The organism is Enterococcus sp. DIV0755f (assembly GCF_051713725.1).
Lineage (GTDB): Bacteria > Bacillota > Bacilli > Lactobacillales > Enterococcaceae > Enterococcus_D > Enterococcus_D casseliflavus.
Map to the genome: position 1 here is coordinate 811,243 of NZ_JBIOQL010000001.1, position 18,323 is coordinate 829,565.

Consider the following 18,323-nt stretch of genomic DNA (forward strand, 5'->3'; position numbering starts at 1 on the left):
TAATACTTGTTTATCTTTTCTATTGATACACACTTCAATTACACATCATTTTCTATTACAAACAAATAAACACAGTCGATGTGTAATATGGAGGTATACGTTTATGAATAACGGTACAGTAAAATGGTTTAATGCAGATAAAGGTTTTGGATTTATTACAGGTGAAGACGGCAATGATGTATTTGCTCACTTCTCAGCTATCCAAGGCGACGGCTTCAAAACTTTAGAAGAAGGTCAAGCAGTGACTTTCGACGTTGAAGAAGGCCAACGTGGCTTACAAGCAACAAACATCGTTAAAGGTTAATTGACGTTAACAAGCGAGAATCCATTGGGTTCTCGCTTTTTTTGTTTTATTTTATATAAATATTGAAATGGATCGGGTGTTGATGATCTGCTACAAGAGAATAGTTGCAGGTTTTGAGGACCTGACATGGTAAATAGTACATCTTTGATTTCACTATTCAACTAGCCCTAAGCGTCGCGGTTTACTTACCCATGATTTCTCATTCGATGATAAGCGTATAAAAAGAGGAAAACAGAAAGAGGGGTTGTATACCTTATTCAATAAATTAATAAAGTGGTTGAATAGGCTTAGTAGCGTTGCTACCATTAAAAGCAATGATTACTAGTGATTCAAATGGCATGACTCACGTGAATGGAATAAAGAAACAGGTAAAGCGGAACATGCCACGATTCAGGTACCCCGTACATATACAAGAGTAATCGATGTGAAAGATCGATATTTCTTATTCGTTTCATCGATATTGTCTTGAATGAATTGTAAAAGTAGAATATATTGGTACAAATTAGCTACTTTTTTTATTGCGATTGGAACACAGATGATTACATTTCGAGGGGGATTTATATGAAGCCAAAAGAAATACTTTGCCAATGGGTTGATGCGTTTAATCAGGCAGATGTTGAAATTATTTCAGAATTATATGATGAGAATGCAATAAACCACCAGGTTGCCAATGAGCCAGTTGTTGGGAAACAAGCGATCAAGCAGATGTTTGAGCAAGATTTTTCTAACGCAAAAATGGTTTGTATCGTTGAGAACATTTTCGAAGATGGACAATGGGCAATTTTAGAGTGGCGTGACCCCTTAGGTTTGAGAGGTTGCGGTTTTTTTCAAATAGTAAATGATAAAATTTTATTTCAAAGAGGCTACTGGGATAAATTATCTTTCTTAAAACAGCACGACTTGCCTATTGAATAAAAGGAATTCCCTTATAGGAATGGTTAGCAGATATGCATGACAGGAAGGTTGATCGCTTCACGTAGAATTCTTAAAGGAGCAACACTGTTTGAAAACAATACCTTTTGTTTAAGTAATGATTAAGAATGAGTTAGTTTACTTCCGTCGGCGCCTAGTTGCGTGGTATAGTTATTGATAAGCGACAAATATTTTTGTACCACACGTTACTTGTTTTGAAGAAATTTATTCAAACCTGGCGTAACTTCAGAGTTACAAGGATACAATAGAGGTTAGGGATTGTATCGTTTAAATGAGAAATAAATAATAGTAGTAATAGTATGCTGCACTTTCAAAGAATAAATATTGACTCGTCAGATAGCCTTCTCGTTTACCCAAACGAGAGGGCTATCGTTCATTAGAAAAGAAAAAGTGTCTTTTTCCTAAAAGAAAGGAAGAAGACACTTTTTGGCTTTATTCTACTGTGAGGGGGATCGTCAGCTTGCGATCATCGGTTTGATCGTCCAGCATTGAATCGACATATTGCTTCAAAAAGTAAGAATAGGTCGCTAACCACTGATACTCCTCGGAGTCTTTGATAGCAGCTTTTTCTTCGGCTGAGTAAGTATCATTGCCAGTAAAAAGGGCAGTGTTCAGCCTCGTGACAAACGTGCAAAGTTTTGTCATCTGGGCATCTGACAGTTCAGACACTGCGGACAATTGGTCACGGACCAGTTGGTCGGTGTCTTTTTCAAAAATACTTTTCTGGTAGTTTTGATAGTTCAGCAACTGTTCATTAGTTTGCTTCGTTTCAGCCGCCCAAGCATCGAGATCAATCTGGCGAGCTTCATAGTTGATTTCCTTGTCAGAAAGAGAAAGGACGCCGTAGCCTAGTTCTGCTGTTGAATAAGACCCAGTGACTGCTTCATAAAGCGAATCATTCCCTTCGTTAATGTCTTGAATGTGGATATGACCAGAGAAAACGGCTGGCACGTTGAAGCGTTCCAACAAAGCGACAGTCTCAGAGGCGTTGTCGAGAACATAACCGTCTTGTAAGAGTTCATTATGACCAAACAAGTTATGGTGCAAAAAGACCAGTGGTACTTGCTCCGCTTCTTTCGTCAGGGTTAATTGCTCCTCCAACCAAGTTAGAGTAGCCGGTTTTAACTCACCATTCGTAGTAGGATCATCCCAATTAACCTCAGAATCGTAGATACATGAATCGAGCAAAAAGAGACGATACTTGTCGTTTAACTGAATGCTGTAGCTAAGGGAAGACTTGTCGATACTGTTGGCTTTTTCGTAACCTTCAGCAAAAATCGTTTGAAAATCCTCAGGACTGATTTGATCTGCGTAGTATTCCTTTTCACCTTTAAATGCTCGCGCCCAACCATTGTAAATCTCGTGGTTGCCAGGTAATGCTAAAACCATAATGTCAGCTTCTTGCAATGGTTCAAGCAATCTTGCCAACTCTTGAGCACTTGCTTTCTCGCCATTGAGCGTCATATCACCGGTCAAAATAATTCCCGTGGGTTTCTCTTTTAAGGCTTGAGCGGTGAAGGCCTCGATCGATTGTTCTTGATACGTCATCTCTTTGCCAGCAGCTCCCTTTGTGAAGGTCTGAAAGGCTGCGCCGTTATCATGGAGCGTGGAGGAAAGAAAATGAATATCACTTAAGAGCCAAAACTCACTGTTGCTCGCCTGTTGCAATGGAGTATCGGCTTCATGCACCTTACGAAATTGAAAGAATAACAGGAAACAGGTGACAAAAAGTGTAAGTAGTGCCAATGGCCAAAACCATTTTTTGTGTGTACGAATCGCGATTCCCTCCTCGCTTGTTTTATTTATTATAGAAAGGAATAGGGATCTTGTCACATAAATGGTCTTTTTTTGAATGATTTCTTGTTTTCATAGTTTTTCTTATTAAAAAAAGTGTGATCAAGCTTTAAACCCTGACGAATTAGCTTTACTTTCGATAAAGATAACATGAATTGATTTTAGTTTTGATGATGAAAATGAAAAGAAAACGCGGTAATTTATTCAGAAACGTTGATTTAACGGTCTTTAATTGTCCTGTTATTTATCGTTGAGATAAAGGGAGTGTTAGATTGAAACATTTTTGTAACATTTCCTTTATCTGTGTGTCATATCATTATGGTAGAATTCATTTGTCGTTAAATCGAACATTAAACTTTCTTAGACAAAATTAAGTTTTTATAAAGGCAGTTCATCTGTCAAATCAACCAGCTAGTCGGAGGAAAAACGAGTGAAGAATAGTTTGTTATCAGCATTAATGGTGTGTTCACTAACATTAACAGCAGTTGCAGCACCTGCATTAGCATTTGCAGATTCCATTGATGATCAAATCGAGCAGCAAGACCAAAAAATCAATTCTCTTAAAGGTCAGCAAGCTGACGCCCAATCACAAATCGATTCTCTAGAAGCAGAAATTGAAACAGTGAGTGCAAAAGTTGCTTCATTAGAAGCGAAACAAGTTGAGTTAGGTCAAGAAGCTGAGAAATTGCAAGACAAAATCGCAACATTGAAATTGCGTATTGCCAAACGTGAAGAAGCAATCCAAAAGCAAGCCCGTGATGTGCAAGTTAACGGTCAAAGCACCAATTTCATTGATGCTGTTTTAGAAGCAGATTCTTTAACGGATGTTATCGGTCGCGTACAAGCGATGACAACGATCGTCAATGCAAACAATGATTTAGTTGAACAACAAAAACAAGACAAACAAGATGTTGAAGACAAAGTCAAAGAAAACGAAAGCAAAATCCAAGAAGTTGCTGCGAACCAAGCAGAACTTAGCCAACAAAGAGATGCCATTGCAGCAAAACAAGCTGATTTAAATGTCTTGAAAGCAAACTTAGCAGCAGAACAAGCGACTGCTGAAAAAGACAAAGATGCATTGAATAAGAAAAAACAAGAAGCGGAAGCTGAAAAAGCCCGTATCTTGAAAGAACAACAAGAAGCTGCTGCTGCTCAAAAAGCAGAAGAAGAAAGACAAGCTGCTGCTTTGAAAGAAGCACAACAAGAAGCTGCTGCTCAATCAACTGAAAGCACGACAGAGAATACAACAGCTTCTACTGAAACAGCAACAAGTAGTTCTTCAAGCAACACAAGTTCAAGCAATACCAGCAGTTCTAACAGCTCAAGTTCATCGAACGCAGGCTCTTCAAACACTGGTTCAAGCAATTCAAGCTCAAGTAACTCAGACTCAAACTCTTCATCAAACAATAATTCTACCGGAAGTATTTCTACTGGCGGCGGAAAAGATCATTCAAGCTCAGGTAACATGTATGCTTGGGGTCAATGTACTTGGTATGTGAAAAGTGTTGCACCATGGGTAGGTACTTACTGGGGTAACGGAGCACAATGGGGTGCGTCAGCTGCAGCTGATGGGTACACTGTCAATGGTACACCAGCAGCCGGTGCCGTTGTAGTCTTTGCCGCTGGTCAATCAGTTGGTGGCGAATGGACTGCTGATCCAGTTTATGGACACGTTGCTTATGTTGAATCATACAACCCATCAAACAATACCATCACAATCTCTCAAGGCGGAATGGGCTTTGACAGTCCTGGTGGACCAAATAGAGCTACGATGAACGCATCTGGATATACTTACATCCATCGTTAATCAATTCAAAAGCAAAGCATCAACGCAATCGCGTTGATGCTTTTTTATTTGATCGATAGCTTTCTAAATCAGTCAGATAAGAGAACTACTCAGAGAGGCAAGACAGGGTTCTCTCAAATCTCATCAAGATTCTATAGAAAATAGGAGGTTTCTCGATCTACTAGCAAGGAGGGAGAAACGGCGAAAAGGTTCCTTTGGAAGTTACCACCAGTTCTTCCATTGCACGAGAAATCGCCGTGTAGAGAATCCGCCGGTCTTGATCGGTATGATAATTTTCTTCCGAGACATCATATAAGAGGACCTGCTTAAATTCCAATCCTTTGGCAAGATGAATCGGTAAAACCGTTCCATGAAATGACACGGCCTGTTTATCGAAGAACTGTTTGAGCTCCTCACTGGATCGACTATCTTTGGTGATGATCGTTACTGGTTGCTTAAGTTCCTTTACTATGTCTACTAACGCAACGTCAGGCAGATTGGCATAAAACTGTGGCAACTTTCCTTCTGGTCGAACGGCAGAGATGTTTAAATTGGTTTCTTTTGGTAGCATTTGGGCAAATAACCGCGTGATTGCACCGCTAGAACGATAACTCGTAGTCAGCTGATACGTTTCGAGGAATTTCGCCTGTTGTTGAAATAACGTTTGGATTTCTGATACGGTGATGGCACTTGTAAAGATCGCCTGTTGCTGATCCCCCACGAGGGTAAAAGCGGTCATAGGAAAAAGACATAATAGAAACTGAATTTGTGCTGGCGTATAATCTTGGACTTCATCGATAAACAGATAGCGTAACGCAGGGACAGGTTGTTTTTCGGCGAGCAAATGACGAATCAGCAATAGACAAACGGTATAATCCAAACTATCTGTTGTTTGCGTCAAAGTGATCTGTCCGTGAGTAAAATAGTCGGCACTGTCTGCTAACAATCGTTTCGTATCAAACCAAGTAAGGTCTTTGATTTGTTTGGAAACCGTTGCGTATTTTTTCTTCAGGAGGCGAATGGCTGCTTTCTGAATTGTTTTTTCTGAATCATCCTTTAAAACTGTCCCTAATAGGGAGCGCTGTTCGTCTTCAGTCAAAGAACGAACTTGGTCGTGAACATTTGTTGCTAAGGCATTTTTTTGCAGTCGATCCTCCCAAGCGTAAGCCAATTTCTTTTTGACTGCTTGGATGCGATCGCGCAAGGATGCCTGTTTCGGTGTCTCTTGGAAGAAAGTATCGATCGTTTCTTCAGAAAAAGGACGACGTTTTTTCTTTTGATTGCTTTAAACTGAAGCACAAGTTCTTCTGGCAGCTGTTTGCTCAAGGATTGAAGAAAGCGACTAAAGTCAGCACTGCGCAAAAGGTCGATTGCTTCACTGGGTGTTTGCTGGATGCGGTCAAAATACGCCTCTTCCGATTCTAAGTCAACACTAGGAAATGCTTGGCAAAACTGCCGCATGGTCAGCGTCAATGGATTTTTTTCACCGAGGGAAGGCAGCACTTGCGAAATATAATCAATAAACCGAGAGTTCGGGGAGAGGATCAAGACATTCTCAGCGGTCATCTCTTCACGAAAATGGTACAGCAAAAAGGCGATTCGCTGCATGACAGCAGACGTTTTTCCGCTTCCAGCAACACCGTTGACCAGTAGGTTTTTATGCGCTAAGTCACGGATGATGACGTTTTGTTCGTGTTGGATCGAAGCAGTGATATCTTGCATTTTTTGACTATTATTGGCTTCAAGGGCTGCCAGTAACACTTCATCTTGAATCGCGACTGAGGTATCAAAGGCTTGCTTCAAGTGATCTTTTTCGATAATAAATTGTCGGCGATGTTCAAGAGCGGCAGAAATCGTCTGATTGTTCACTTGATAAGAGACCGGGCCCAAGCGTTTTGCATAGAACAATTCGGCAATTGGGGAGCGCCAATCATAGATCAGCCCTTCCTTATTTTCATTAACAAAACCATTGATCCCAATGTAAAAATCTTCTATCATTTCCTCATCTTCAAACTGTAGGGAGATTTTACCAAAGTAGGTACTATCCAGTAGACGGTCGATGGCAGCTAATTCACGTTCAGCAGATTGAAGAGCGGCGTTCATTTGGTCGATCTCACGGTTCTTACTTTCGATGGCAGCAAAAGTATCTAAACGGTCAGCAAAATTATCAAAGTTTAAGCGAATCTCTTCGCCGATGCTTTGCATCGCAAGGCGATCTTTTTTTCTGCCTTCAGTCAATAAACTGTTCAGCACTGTCTTTCGCGTCAGCAATTGCTGGTACGTGTCTGCGAGATGCTTCTTTTCAGCCTTTAGGTCGTTCATTCAGACTCACATCCATTCTCCAAAGTATCTCAATTATACGAGCATCCACCAAAAATACTAGTCTATTTTTTTGACTCTGGATGCGGTATAATAATAGTGGAAAGAGGCAGCTGATTGTTCCAATGTCATGGGAGCAAGCAGAATGCGTCTATTTTTTTGTTTTAAAAATGAGAAAAAGGGTCATTGCTTGTGTTTTTGAAGGGGCTGTTTATACTGAATATAGAGAAAAATACAAAGCGAAGAATCGTTGAGGGAGTGTCAGCATGTCCAAATTATTGTCACCAGTGAAGCTAGCGAATTTAGCATTGGCCAACCGCGTCGTTATGTCGCCGATGTGTATGTATGAAGTAAAAAAAGAAGACGGTGTTGCGGAACCCTTTCATTTTGTTCACTACGGGGCACGAGCATTAAGCAAAGTCGGCTTGATCATTATTGAAGCGACTGCCGTTGAACCAGACGGACGAATCACAAACAATGATCTAGGGTTATGGAATGAAGAGCAGCAAACAGAGCTGACGAAATTGGTGGAACTGCTGCATGGGTTCGATGCGCAAGTAGGCATCCAACTAAGCCATGCAGGACGAAAAGCAGTTGATGCCACCAATCCTTTGGCACCAAGTACCGTTGCCTTTAACGAACGCTACCCGTTACCGTCAGAAATGACCCTGTCGGAAATCAAACGGGTGCAAGATAGTTTTGTTCAGGCTGCCCAACGAGCAGCCAAAGCGGGTGTCACGATGATCGAACTTCATGGGGCTCATGGCTACTTGATGGATCAATTTCTTTCGCCTCTCGTCAATCAACGAACCGACCTGTATGGTGGTTCCTTAGAGAATCGGTATCGCTTTGTAAAAGAAACGGTACAAGCAGTTCGAGCAGTCTTTTCTGGGTCCTTGTGGATGCGCTTGTCACTGACAGACTATGAAGAACCAGGACGCCAAAATTCGTTGGAAGATTGGCAGCAAGTGGCCCAATGGCTTCAAGCAGATGGCATTGATTGTCTTGACTGTTCCACAGGCGGTGTGGTGGATAAAAAGCCTAATATTCCGATCTATGATGGCTACCAAGTGCCCTTTGCTGCAGCTATCAAGCAAGTGGTCGATATTCCCGTAGCAGCAGTCGGTTTATTGGATAATCCTGATCTTTGCGAATATCTTTTGCAAACCAATCAAGTGGATTTGGTTTTACAAGGCCGCGCATTGATCAGAAATGTCAACTGGTTGGCAGATGCAGCGGCGAAACTTCACGATAAGTCCTTTCAAGCGTACAATGATTCCTATCAACGCGGGGTGAAGCGTTGATTCATGTTTTATTACATGAGCGTTGATTCGAAAGAATGACTTATAAGTGTAGATATCGGAAATGGAAGAAAAGTAGAGATTTACTTACGGTTCTTCTTTTAAAAAATTTTTTAGTATAGGTTAGGTATTAATCGAAATAAGAGAGCAATGGACGATGATTTGTCGTTCTTTGTTCTTTTTTTTGACTTTTATAGATCATTTTTATGAACTTATCCCACTTTTTTTCGTCTATTTGCATTAAATAGCTCATAGCATTGAACTGTTTAGTTCACGATGGTATAGTTTAGGCAAGTTTTCGAAAACGATTACAAAAAATGGAGGTGTTGAAATTGGATATCGGTCAACTGATTGATGAACGATTCATTTTATTTGATGAACAAATTCGGACAAAAGAAGAATTGTTTACTCAAGCATCTGTTTTATTCGAGTCCTCAGGAGTTATCAGTAATATAAAGAAGTACAAAAACGATTTATTTCGTCGCGAGAAACAAACCTCTACTGGGATTGAGGATCATTTTGGTATTCCTCATGCAAAAAGTAAGGCAGTGCTAAGACCCGCAATCGCCTTCGTAAAGTCGAGTCCAATTACTGATTATCAAGCAATTGACGGAACGGCAGTCACCTATTCTTTTGTCATCGCAGTACCTGAAAAGAGTACTGACGATCATTTAATCATCTTAAGCAATCTCGCACGATTGTTGATGCACGAAGGATTTCGAAATGCAGTAAAAAAGGCAGAAGACGCCTCAGATATTATTAACAATATTCAATCAAATCAATCAGAAAAGAGGGAACATGTATGAAAATTGTCGGTATTTCTGCTTGTCCGACTGGAATTGCGCATACGTATATGGCTGCTGAAAAACTGAAAAAAACGGCAAAATCATTGGGATATACAATCAAAATCGAGACACAAGGTGTAAAAGTCGAAAACATTTTGAGTACAGAAGAAATTCAACAGGCAGAGGTTGTCATTTTAGCGGTTGACAAAGAAGTACAGACCGACCGATTTGCTGGAAAAAAAGTTAAAAGAGTGTCAACCGCAAGAGCAATCAGAGAACCAGAAAAAGTAATTCAAGAGGCAATAGATGGGGTAGAAGTGACCACGATTGCCCAAGCCGAGCATGCTTCAAACGAATCTGGAAAGAAAGCTGGCATTTATAATCATTTCATGAATGGCGTTAATTACATGTTGCCTTTGGTTATTGCCGGTGGAATTTTAATTGCGTTTAGTTTTGCTTTTGGGATCAATGCAGCTGATCCTAGCGATCCTTCATACAATCAAATTGCCGAAGTTTTAAGCACGATTGGTGGGAATACGGCTTTTGCATTGATGGTTCCTGCACTTGCAGCAGGAATTGCCACTTCCGTTGCAGGTAGACCGGGCTTTGCCGCTGGTTTGGTTGCGGGAACGATGGCGGCAAGTGGAGGATCTGGTTTTTTAGGTGGGATGGTTGGTGGTTTACTCGCTGGGTATGCTACGGATTATTTAGCGAATAAAGTAACAGTAGCAAAATCATTTGCCGCACTCTATCAGTTGATTATTGTTCCTTTGATCTCAGTTGCTGTGACTGGCTTTGCCATGTTTTATTTCATTGATAAACCAATCTCTTATGTATTGGATGCTTTGACGAATTGGCTTAATGGACTTGGTTCTACGAGTGGTGTGGTATTTGGCTTAATGATAGGCATTATGATGGCAGCTGATATGGGCGGTCCCATCAATAAATCGATTTCAACCTTTAGTATTGGATTGATGTCGGCAGGAGTTAATGCACCAATTGCGGCTTGTATGGCTGCCGGGATGACACCGCCTCTAGGCATTGCCTTAGCTTCTATCTTGTTTAAGCAAAAATTTACTCAAGAAGAACGAACTTCCGCTCAGTCTTGCTGGGTTTTGGGATTATCTTATATTACTGAAGGAGCGATTCCATTCGCTGTCGCTGACCCATTACGAGTAATACCTAGTTTGATGGCAGGTTCAGCAACCGCTGCTGCAATATCAATGGGCGCCGGCGTAACTTCATTAGCTCCACATGGGGGTATCTGGATCTTACCGATTCCCAATGTATTGAACAATCCGTTGATGTATGTCGTGGCAATCGTTTCTGGAACGGTGGTTACAGCATTGATGTTAGGATTTCTGAAAAAATCTAGAACTGAAATGGAACGCCAACCAACCGATGAAGGAAAACTGATTTAGAAACTATTTAAAGGTTGAAGCGAAACGAATCAAAAGAAAAGAGGAATGTCACAATGTTAATGACAATGAAAGAATTACTTGCTGTAGCAAAAGAACATAAATTTGCTGTTCCAGCATTTAATATTTGCAGTTTTGATATGTTAAAAGCAATCATGGAAGAAGTTGAGGCACAGGATGCACCAGTCATTTTAGAAATTCATCCTGATGAGATCGAATACTTAGGAGATTTTTTCATAGCGACAGTGCGGGAGTACGCATTAAAAAGTAAGGTACCAGTCGTTATTCATTTGGATCACGGGGGATCAATCTACGATGTCATGCGTGCGATCCGTAATGGCTATACCTCGGTGATGATCGATGCATCATTAGCCGATTACGAAGAAAATAAAAAAATCACGAAAGAAGTTGTTGAACTGGCACATACGGTTGGTGTCAGCGTTGAAGCAGAAATTGGTACGATTGGGAACAACGGCTCCGCAGAAGGGGGAGCTGCAGAAATTATTTACACAGATGTCGACCAAGCCGAAGACTTTGTACGCGCTACCGGCATTGACACCCTTGCCATTGCGATCGGAACGGCTCATGGGTTGTATCCAAAAAATATCACCCCTAAACTGAACATCGATTTGTTGAAAAAGTTGAACGATCGTATTGCTTTACCATTTGTATTGCATGGTGGGTCAGGAAACCCAGATCATGAAGTGCGAGAGTCTGTAAAATATGGCGTATGCAAAGTAAATCTTAGTTCTGATTTGAAATCCGTATTTTTTGATTCAGTCAGAAAAGTATTGACGGAAACCCCTGCTATGTATGAACCAAATCAAGTATATGTACAACCAATAGAAGATGTGAAAACTGTTGTACGCCATAAATTGACACTGCTGAATACGGTTGACAAAGCAAGTTTTTATCAGAGATAATATAGGAAATGATTGATTGGCACAGGATTAAATTGGTGGGAATTTCTTTTTTAAAAGGAGTTTATGTATGGGGAAAGCAAAAGATGAGCGTAAGCAGAAAATCATGATGTATTTAAATGAAACGAAATTTGCTTCTCTGGGGGAATTAGTTGAATTCTTACATTATAGTGATGCTACGGTCAAACGCGATCTGATTGAACTGGAAAACGAAGAACAAATCAGACGTACCCGAGGTGGTGCTATGCTGATCGATTCAGAGAAGGTCGATGCGGCTTATCTGACAAAAGTGGGGAATTATGTCAATGATGAAGAAAAACGTAGAATTGCAGAACGTGCAGTGACGTATATTGAGGACGATATGACCATTTTCGTAGACAGTTCTAGCACAGCTTTGCACCTGATCCCTTACCTGAAAAAAATTCATGGGTTACGAGTGGTAACCAATAGTGTGCTAACTGCCGCACTACTATCGGAACATACTGCTGCTGAGGTGACAATCGTTGGCGGGACGGTAACGAACAAAAAGTTTACCGTTAATTCAGTTACAGCAGTCAACCAGCTCAGGACCTATCATTTTGATCTTGCGCTTCTCTCTTGTAGGGGATACGATGAAGAAAAAGGAGCCACTGAGAATACTGAAGGGGAAGCAGTATTTAAACAGGTATTGAAAGACTGCACCGAAAAAATTATTCTAATGGTTTTAGAATCAAAGCGGAATAAAGTATATTTTTACAAGAGCCTCTTACCCGAGGATATCGATATTGTCATCTAGAAAAAAAGCATCGAGTTTGTCAAAAACGGTCTTATTTAAAAGGCCGTTTTTATTTTCACTACTAGTATGCTTTACAAACTAGTGACAAACACGTATACTAGGTACAACACTAGTTTGTATAACAAACTAGATAAAGGGAACCAAAGGAGGGAAATCGTGAAAGAGACGCAATTGCTAAAAGGGGTTTTGGAAGGGTGTGTTTTGCAAGTGATTGCTCAAAAAGAGATTTATGGTTATGAACTGGTACAGGAACTGAAGCAAAGAGGCTTTGAAACGATCGTTGGCGGCACGATCTATCCTTTGCTGCAGAAGTTGGAAAAACAAGAACTTATTACCTCTGAGATGAAAAAATCACCTGAAGGACCTGATCGCAAGTATTTCTCGATCACCCCAAAAGGCATAGACTATTTGGCACAATTTAGAGAACAATGGACGAACCTAATGAAGAAAGTCGAAGGATTATTTAAGGAGTGAGGAAACATGGCAGATAAACAAGAGACGACCTATTGGCGAGAGCAAACCAATCTGATCGAGCAACAATTCAATGAGAAAAATCGCCAATTTTTTGATGATTTTCGAAGTTACCTCTTACTTTCCAGCCTTTTTTACGATGAGCATAAAGTAACAGAGCAGGTATACGCGATTGCAATGGATTTATTAGAAGCACAAACTCATGGAGAAGAGGCGCAACACTATTTTGGCAATGATCCGAAAGGGGTGGCAGATGAACTGTTGGCAAACACGCCAAAGAGCAATCTCAAAGAGCGTCTCAAATTGGCATATCTAGCGGTTGGTATCAGTTGGGGGATCAAGTTTATAGCTGATTTTACAAATCAAGGACCACTGGTTCTTAACCTGCTGGATTATCTTTTAACAGGATTGGTAACTGTGGTAGCGGTCATCGGGATTTTTGCGATCATCAGCAAAACCATCTATCAAAAGAAGGGCACAAGCAAGGTGATTCGTTTCGGCTCCCTTTGGCTCGTTGTGAGTGGCTGGATTGGTCTTTCACTGTTGATCAATCTGCTGACCCCAAACTGGTGGCTCCTGACGATCGCATTTCCTTTTGATGTAGTATTGGTTGGCAGTTTGCTGGTAGCGGCGATCGTTTTTGTTGTATCACGCAAAGAAAAAGCTTTTTATCCGATCGTTTTTCTACTGGGGGTATTTGTGTTGCTTGGTTGCCTGCAAAAAGCCATGGCATTTTATCACATTGGGGATCCATCGTGGATGACCGGCGGACTTTTGACACTGCTCGTTGTAGGGTTTCTTATTTTTCTCTGGTGGACCCGTCGAGTGATGAAAAAGCAATAAGCAAAGCCAGAAACAAGTGTGTTGCTTGTTTCTGGCTTTTTTACATGGACAAAAGCATTATCCTGAGGAATCTTTCTGCTTCATGCTACACTTAAAAAAGAAACGGAGGGAAATCAAGATGTTGACAACAGATCGGTTCTTTCACGGCCACAATAAGCAGACCGCTTTTTTTGAAGGCTGGTACCATAAGCACCAAATTGGTGAAGAAGTCTATGCTTTTATTCCTGGTCTTTCGATTCAAGAAGACGGTACCAAAGAAGTGTTCATTCAAGTGATCAATCATGAGGGCGCGCATTACTTCTCCTTTCCAGAAACTGATTTTCAGGTTTCAGAAGAGGAGCGAAAAGTAACGATTGGTGACAATATCTTTAGTGAAGCAGGCATTCAAGTCTCTTTAAAAAATAACGATCTCCAAGTACAAGGAGCAGTAAAATATAACGACCACAAACCGATTCAGCGGACACGTTATGCGCCGAGTATCATGGGGCCTTTTTCGTATCTGTCATTTATGGAGTGCTACCACGGTGTCTTGAGCATGAGTCATACCTTAGAAGGTACGCTGTACTGGAACGAAGAACCAATCGATTTTACGAACGGGATCGGTTATTTGGAAAAAGACTGGGGTACCTCCTTTCCAGCAGCTTATATTTGGGTTCAGTGCAATAGCTTTGATGCGCCAGATGTTCGGTTCTTTTTCTCCGCAGCCGACATTCCCTTTGCTGGTTTTGCTTTTTTGGGAACGATTTGTGTTCTGCAAGTCGGAAGCCAAGAATATCGTTTTGCTACTTATCATGGTGCAAAGATTCATGATGTCAAACGTACGGAAGACCGTTTAGTGATCCAGCTCAAACAAAAACAGTGGCTGCTGACGATCGAAGTGTTGACGAAAGAAGGCCATTCGTTGTTAGCACCTTCTATTGGGCAAATGAATCGGATCATTCGCGAAAGCGCCAGTACGGAAATTGCCTTGACCCTTTTAGAAAATGGGCAGGAGATCTTGCGGCAGACAGGGACGTCAGCTGGTTTTGAAGAAGTAGCGAATCTGCGAGGATTTCACTATTAAAAAAAGGCGGGAAAAAAGCAGAAAAATTCGTTTCTTTTGATATACTAGTAGATAGTTACTGCGAAAACACGTATCTTTGGAGGGAAACGGATGGAAAAAATAACGAATGAGACACTGTTTGAACTGAAAACGATTGCGCAGCCTGCAGTGGGGCAAAATCAGGTTTTTTACTTGGAAACGGCAGTCAACCAAGAGACTAATACGTATGATTCAGCGATTTATAGTATTGACTCAAAGACCAACGAACGGCGTGAGTGGGGCACCGAAGCGACGACCCACAACAACCTAAAGGTCTCGCCAGATGAGCAATGGCTCAGTTTTGTGACGACCGATCCAAAGAAAGGTGAAAGTACGTTATGGACGATGCCAGTGTCCGGAGGCAAGCTCCAAGCACTTGTCACTGAGAAGGGTCTGGGGGACTATTTTTGGAAGCAAGACGCAACGGCGGTCTATTATAAGCTGGCACAAGAAGAGCCGGTCTCAGAGAATCAAGACGACACAGAAAAGACGGACAAGCAAAAGGAATTTCCAGAAGTAAAAGCTACTACGAAAGTCAATTATTTGGCGGATGGCGTCGGATTTTTAAAAGAAAAAAAACATTCGATCGTCAAAAAAACGATCGCGACACAAGAAACGGAACTGATTTTTGAGAATGATTCTCCCTTTGTTTTTTCTGGCATCGCGGATGATCAGAAGACGTTGTTCCTCACCTTTGACAAAGAGGAAGAAGATGAATGGGACTATGGCTCGAAGGTTTGTCTCCTTGATAGCCAGACGAAAAAGACAGAAAGTTTAGAAAACATCCTGCCAGAAGGAACCTACACTTTTGCTGCTGCGCGCAATGATCAGCTGTTACTATTAGGCAATGATCTCTCTTACGGATTTGTGACCTTGGATGATTTGTTTTTGATCGACTTAAAAACGAAAGCAGTCAAAAATCTTTCCAAGGAGTTAGATGTTGCCTTTGGCAATGCGATCATCAGTGATTTTCAACAAAAAAATCGTGGCGTAGCTATCACCTGGTTGACGGATGACACATTCCTTGTACCCGTAACAGAACATGGCAAGCTACAATTGTACCGTGCCACGACCCAAGGAGAATGGACCAAACTACTTGATGAAAAAATGGATATCCTCGATGCGGCGATCTATTCAGAAGCCAAACTTGCTGTTGCTTATGCGACGCCAACGATCCCTAGTCGCTTAGCGTTGATTGACTTAACAAGTGGCGAAGTAACCGATCTCTATGATCCTAACCAAGCAGTTATGTCACAATTAACGATCAGTAAACCTGAAGCGTTTTGGTACGAAGGAGCAGATGGCTGGCAAATTCAAGGCTGGTATTTGCCTCCGACCGAAACAAAGGAGAATCATCCAGCGATTTTGTACATTCATGGCGGTCCGCAGGTCTGTTATGGGGAAACATTTTTCCATGAGATGCAAGTCCATGCCGCTAATGGCTATGGGGTCATCTTGTTGAACCCTCGTGGCGGGCAAGGATACGGTCAAACATTTGTCAAATCGATTTTAGGTGATTATGGCAATAAAGATTATCAAGACTTGCTGTTAGGGATGGATGCCGTGGTGGCAAACCATCCAGAAATCGATACGAACACCATCCATGTGGCTGGCGGCAGTTATGGTGGCTTTATGACCAACTGGATCGTTGGCCATACCGATCGTTTTTGTGCGGCCGTTACGCAACGCTCAATCTCAAATTGGATCAGCTTTTATGGGACGAGTGACATTGGACCTGCCTTTGTCAAATTCCAATTGTTGCGGGAACTTGATGAGACCGAAGGACTTTGGAAGATGTCGCCTTTGGCCTATGCCAGCCAAGTCAAGACACCCACGCTAGTCCTCCATGGGGAAAATGATTTGCGATGTCCGCAAGAACAAGGACAGCAGTTTTACATGGCATTGCAACGTCAAGGCGTCGATACGAAGCTGATGCTGTTTCCTCAATCCTCTCATGGTTTGTCGCGCAATGGCTTGCCGAACTTGCGGATAGAACGCTTGCAGGCGATTAGTGAATGGCTTGCGTCACATGAGAACCAATCAGTAAATTAACCGAATGAAATCACCTGACAAAGAATCACGACTTGGGCTGCTTGAAAAGCCCAACCAGTGATTTCTTAAAGATCAGGTGATTTTTTTGCGCGATCAAAAGCTATAGGTTCCTGATATCTTGCCGCCAATGACAGCGACGGTTGAAAACAAATTCATATGACGTTTTCTTCACGTGTTAAATAACAAAAAGAAGAAATAGTTTTGCTTGCTTCCTGTGTTTTAGTGTGATATGATACAAAACGTAATCGTTACACTTTGAGTGTTCTTTTGGTGTGACGCAAGAGAAAGGAGCTGGTTATTATGAGAAACAATATTATTTTGGCATGTGTGGAGACAGGGGAAAGACTTTATTTGACCAATAAGAACCAGCGCAATACGCCGGAACGTTTAGAATTAAAAAAATATTCACCAAAGTTGCGGCGCAGAGCGATTTTTCGTGAAATCAAGAAATAGGAAGGAAAATAACTGAATGGCAAAAAAATCAAAAATTGCAAAATACAACAAACAAGTACAACTGATCGAACAATACCGAGCAGTACGTCAAGAACTAAAAGCACAAGGAGATACCCAAGCATTGGCCAAACTACCGAAGGATTCGAATCCGACGCGTTTGAAGAAACGGGATATGATCGATGGTCGTCCACGCGGCTACATGAATAAATTCGGCATGTCACGGATCAATTTCCGTAAGCATGCACATCTCGGAGAAATTCCCGGCGTTACAAAAGCAAGCTGGTAACAGAAAGGAGTCAATATGGAAAAAACGGACTTGTCTAGTGCGTATCGACGTTTAAAGAGCCCGAACATCAAAACAAGGAAACGCGCATTAAAGATCATTCATGAATTTAAGCGAAATAAACGAAAAAATGCATTGCAGCTGCGTGCATAATGAGAAAGTGAAAGAAAGTTGGAAATGACATGGCAGTACCTGCAAGAAAAACATCCAAAGCAAAAAAGAATAAGCGCCGGACCCACTATGGCGTCAAAGCACCAGCGATTTCGTTTGATGGGACAACAGGAACCTTCAAGCGCAGCCACCATGTATCTTTAGCAGAATATAAAGCGCAGCACCCGATCGAAAAGAATTAACGGCGTCATATGACGCCGTCCAGAAAGCAGGGGGAAAATGGAGATCATCTATCCGTCATTGATTGAAGAAGCCTATCGTCACAGTAAAAAATTTCATCCAGAGATCACCAAAGAGGCAATCTATCGCCATTTTTACGAAGCGGGCTTGATCAAAGAAAACGGCGATCCGACGGAAAAAGCCTTGTCAGAAGGGGTCGTTAAAGATTATACTGAGGACTGGGATCTTACCTTTGAAGAATTTTTGATGATCTACCCCGTGTTTCGTTCCTTTGACTCAAAGCATTTCAAGAAGATCGAGCATTTTTGGGAAATGGATTTGACTTTGCAAGAACAAATCCTTGCCCAATGGGAGCAAGAAACCTTCACAGAGGAAGAGATCATCGACCTAACTGCTTTTTTTGAAGAGCGATTACCTTCTAAAAAGCAACAGTGAATGAACCGTGAAAGGCGTA

At 41.5% G+C, this 18,323-nt stretch carries 18 protein-coding genes and 1 pseudogene; 17 read left to right on the forward strand and 2 right to left on the reverse strand.

Annotation, left to right across the window (positions count from 1 at the left end; genetic code table 11):
- Positions 1-103 precede the first annotated feature (103 nt).
- Positions 104-304, forward strand: a complete 201-nt coding sequence (locus IGI73_RS03710) for a cold-shock protein (protein WP_005225331.1) — start codon at positions 104-106, stop codon at positions 302-304.
- A 561-nt stretch (positions 305-865) separates the two neighbouring features.
- Positions 866-1,219, forward strand: coding sequence for a nuclear transport factor 2 family protein (locus IGI73_RS03715; RefSeq protein WP_087664402.1), 354 nt, complete (start codon positions 866-868; stop codon positions 1,217-1,219).
- Positions 1,220-1,669: 450 nt separating this feature from the next.
- Here IGI73_RS03715 and IGI73_RS03720 read toward each other — a convergent pair whose 3' ends face one another.
- Positions 1,670-3,070: a metallophosphoesterase gene (locus tag IGI73_RS03720; protein WP_395997044.1), complete on the reverse strand. Its 1,401-nt coding sequence runs from the start codon at positions 3,068-3,070 to the stop codon at positions 1,670-1,672.
- A gap of 391 nt (positions 3,071-3,461) precedes the next feature.
- On the opposite strand from IGI73_RS03720, the gene IGI73_RS03725 reads away from it, so the two are divergent.
- Positions 3,462-4,838, forward strand: coding sequence for a CHAP domain-containing protein (locus IGI73_RS03725; protein ID WP_034858235.1), 1,377 nt, complete (start codon positions 3,462-3,464; stop codon positions 4,836-4,838).
- 160 nt (positions 4,839-4,998) lie between these two features.
- Here the strand turns inward: IGI73_RS03725 and IGI73_RS03730 are convergent.
- A pseudogene (locus tag IGI73_RS03730) lies at positions 4,999-7,139 on the reverse strand (HelD family protein).
- Between the two features lie 263 nt (positions 7,140-7,402).
- On the opposite strand from IGI73_RS03730, the gene IGI73_RS03735 reads away from it, so the two are divergent.
- From IGI73_RS03735 to IGI73_RS03800, 14 genes are all read left to right on the forward strand, one after another.
- Positions 7,403-8,440 (forward strand): NADH:flavin oxidoreductase/NADH oxidase, encoded by a 1,038-nt coding sequence (locus tag IGI73_RS03735; RefSeq protein ID WP_015509162.1) that lies wholly within the window; start codon positions 7,403-7,405, stop codon positions 8,438-8,440.
- Between the two features lie 320 nt (positions 8,441-8,760).
- Positions 8,761-9,243, forward strand: a complete 483-nt coding sequence (locus IGI73_RS03740; protein ID WP_428207298.1) for a PTS sugar transporter subunit IIA — start codon at positions 8,761-8,763, stop codon at positions 9,241-9,243.
- On the forward strand, positions 9,240-10,643 hold the full coding sequence (locus IGI73_RS03745) for a PTS fructose transporter subunit IIC (protein WP_438759102.1): 1,404 nt from the start codon (positions 9,240-9,242) through the stop codon (positions 10,641-10,643). The genes IGI73_RS03740 and IGI73_RS03745 overlap by 4 nt, the downstream gene beginning before the upstream one ends.
- Positions 10,644-10,696: 53 nt before the next feature.
- Complete coding sequence (locus IGI73_RS03750) at positions 10,697-11,563, forward strand: ketose-bisphosphate aldolase (RefSeq protein ID WP_332283301.1); 867 nt, start codon at positions 10,697-10,699, stop codon at positions 11,561-11,563.
- A gap of 67 nt (positions 11,564-11,630) precedes the next feature.
- The gene (locus IGI73_RS03755) at positions 11,631-12,335 is read left to right on the forward strand and encodes a DeoR/GlpR family DNA-binding transcription regulator (protein ID WP_016610590.1); all 705 of its coding nucleotides are present in this window, start codon (positions 11,631-11,633) and stop codon (positions 12,333-12,335) included.
- Between the two features lie 156 nt (positions 12,336-12,491).
- The gene (locus tag IGI73_RS03760) at positions 12,492-12,809 is read left to right on the forward strand and encodes a PadR family transcriptional regulator (RefSeq protein ID WP_008377296.1); all 318 of its coding nucleotides are present in this window, start codon (positions 12,492-12,494) and stop codon (positions 12,807-12,809) included.
- A gap of 6 nt (positions 12,810-12,815) precedes the next feature.
- Positions 12,816-13,649, forward strand: coding sequence for a hypothetical protein (locus IGI73_RS03765; RefSeq protein ID WP_194193191.1), 834 nt, complete (start codon positions 12,816-12,818; stop codon positions 13,647-13,649).
- Between the two features lie 118 nt (positions 13,650-13,767).
- On the forward strand, positions 13,768-14,712 hold the full coding sequence (locus IGI73_RS03770; RefSeq protein WP_142967805.1) for a tocopherol cyclase family protein: 945 nt from the start codon (positions 13,768-13,770) through the stop codon (positions 14,710-14,712).
- A gap of 90 nt (positions 14,713-14,802) precedes the next feature.
- Positions 14,803-16,782 (forward strand): alpha/beta hydrolase family protein, encoded by a 1,980-nt coding sequence (locus IGI73_RS03775; protein WP_428207285.1) that lies wholly within the window; start codon positions 14,803-14,805, stop codon positions 16,780-16,782.
- 300 nt (positions 16,783-17,082) lie between these two features.
- Positions 17,083-17,235, forward strand: coding sequence for a 50S ribosomal protein L33 (gene rpmG / locus IGI73_RS03780; protein ID WP_005225339.1), 153 nt, complete (start codon positions 17,083-17,085; stop codon positions 17,233-17,235).
- A gap of 16 nt (positions 17,236-17,251) precedes the next feature.
- Complete coding sequence (gene rpsN / locus IGI73_RS03785; RefSeq protein ID WP_005225340.1) at positions 17,252-17,521, forward strand: 30S ribosomal protein S14; 270 nt, start codon at positions 17,252-17,254, stop codon at positions 17,519-17,521.
- Between the two features lie 15 nt (positions 17,522-17,536).
- Positions 17,537-17,671, forward strand: coding sequence for a putative metal homeostasis protein (locus IGI73_RS03790; RefSeq protein WP_005237325.1), 135 nt, complete (start codon positions 17,537-17,539; stop codon positions 17,669-17,671).
- Between the two features lie 29 nt (positions 17,672-17,700).
- Entirely contained in the window at positions 17,701-17,871 is a 171-nt protein-coding gene (rpmF, locus tag IGI73_RS03795; protein WP_005225341.1) for a 50S ribosomal protein L32, read from the forward strand.
- 37 nt (positions 17,872-17,908) lie between these two features.
- A complete protein-coding gene (locus IGI73_RS03800) occupies positions 17,909-18,304 on the forward strand; it encodes a hypothetical protein (RefSeq protein ID WP_142964261.1) in 396 nt (131 codons plus the stop codon).
- The last annotated feature ends 19 nt before the right edge of the window (positions 18,305-18,323 follow it).